The following is a 1,366-nucleotide window of genomic DNA, read 5'->3' on the forward strand; positions in this document are numbered from 1 at the left end:
CCGTGGGCGGACGACGCGGGCGACATCCACGTCAACCGCGGATTCCGGGTCGAGTTCTCCAGCTCGCTCGGCCCGTACAAGGGCGGGCTGCGCGAAGGAGCGGCGGGTGTCCTCGTCTATGTCGATGACGGTCTCCCAGCCGGTGGCGGCGAGGGCCTGGGCGGCGCGGTAGATGCTCCACCAGTCCGCGGCCTTGTCGCGGGACTGCCGGATATACAGCCCGCCCAGGCTCCGGGAGAACCAGAAGCGGTGGTTGCGGACGATCTCGAACACCCCGTCTCCCTTGCGGGAGCCCTCGAGCGTCGTGCCGTCGGCGCGGGTGTGCAGGATCTCGATGGTGCCGCGCACCGTGATGCCGTCTGCCGGGCGCAGAACGGCGTTGTGGCACACGGGGTTGGGGCAGGTGTAGCGGGTGCCGTCGGCCGGTTCTGTGGCCGTCATGGGGCCGTGCTGCCGGCAGTTGGGGGTGGTGGTCGTCGGGGTCGTGGTGTCGGTCATGGGGTCGTGCCTTTCTGCGGGGTGGTGTGGGGTGCCCGGGGCCGGCCCCGCCCGGTCGAGGGGCGGGGCCGGCCGTGCTCGGTTACGGAAGGCGGCGCATGCGGTCGTACTCGATGTCATTCGGTGCGTGCTGGAAGCCGAGCCGGGTGAACCAGGCCTTGAGCTCCTCGAGGGAGAGGCCGGGGGAGGCGAAGGGCCAGTGCTCCATCTGGGCGACGAAGGGCTGCAGCGACGCGACGATGGGGGCGTCCGGGTAGTCGGCGAGGACGGTCTTGAGGAGGGTGCTCGCCAGGCCCTGGCGGCGGTGCTCCGGGTGGACACCGATCTCGGAGACGTCTATCTCGTCGTCGCCGTCGAGGACCTTGACGTACCCGGTGAGGAGCTCTCCCTCGTGCATCAGGTACCAGGTCTCCATGTCCTGCTCGTAGATCTCGCGGGTGAGCATGGGCTGCGCGGTGTGCTGCATGGTGTGTCTGCTTTCTTCGTGGTGGGGCGGCCCGTCCGCTCCGTGTAGCTACACTCTAAGGGGGTGTGTAGCTACATGCAAGGAGGTAGGGGCCAGCACCCCGCCCGGTCGAGTGGCGGGGTGCCGGTCGCACCAGCGGCTACGCGGTGGCGTGCAGCGGGATAGTCAGGGCCTCACCGGTGAAGGGGAGTTCCGAGAGCAGGGCGCGCAGTTCCTGGGCGGCCGCGTAGCGGCGCTCGGAGGCGTCCTTGAGGCTGTCGGGCATGCCCTGGGGGACCGGGTGGAACGGCGAGCAGATCAGGGTGCCGCCGCTGATGTTGCGGAGGATCGCGTCGCTGCGGTCGTCGAGGGACCAGCCCCGGCCGTACAGGTTGACCTTGATGGTGAGGGCGGCGAAGGCCC

General features: G+C 69.9%; 2 protein-coding genes and 1 pseudogene. 1 reads left to right on the forward strand and 2 read right to left on the reverse strand.

The window, feature by feature from the left end; translation table 11 throughout:
- Window positions 1-93: pseudogene (locus ABZ454_RS38885) on the forward strand (Glu/Leu/Phe/Val dehydrogenase dimerization domain-containing protein); the annotation flags it as partial.
- Between the two features lie 487 nt (window positions 94-580).
- Here ABZ454_RS38885 and ABZ454_RS38890 read toward each other — a convergent pair.
- Window positions 581-964, reverse strand: coding sequence for a GNAT family N-acetyltransferase (locus ABZ454_RS38890; protein WP_359544143.1), 384 nt, complete (start codon window positions 962-964; stop codon window positions 581-583).
- Window positions 965-1,103: 139 nt separating this feature from the next.
- Window positions 1,104-1,366: hypothetical protein (locus ABZ454_RS38895; RefSeq protein WP_359544144.1), on the reverse strand; the 263-nt coding region annotated here is incomplete at its 5' end.

It is taken from the genome of Streptomyces sp. NPDC005803 (assembly GCF_040630435.1).
In the GTDB taxonomy this organism is placed as follows: Bacteria; Actinomycetota; Actinomycetes; order Streptomycetales; family Streptomycetaceae; genus Streptomyces.

Bases quoted from the DNA above. Each gene is read 5' to 3' on its own strand.
- ABZ454_RS38890 (WP_359544143.1), bottom strand. From the start codon at position 964: ATGCAGCACACCGCGCAGCCCATGCTCACCCGCGAGATCTACGAGCAG.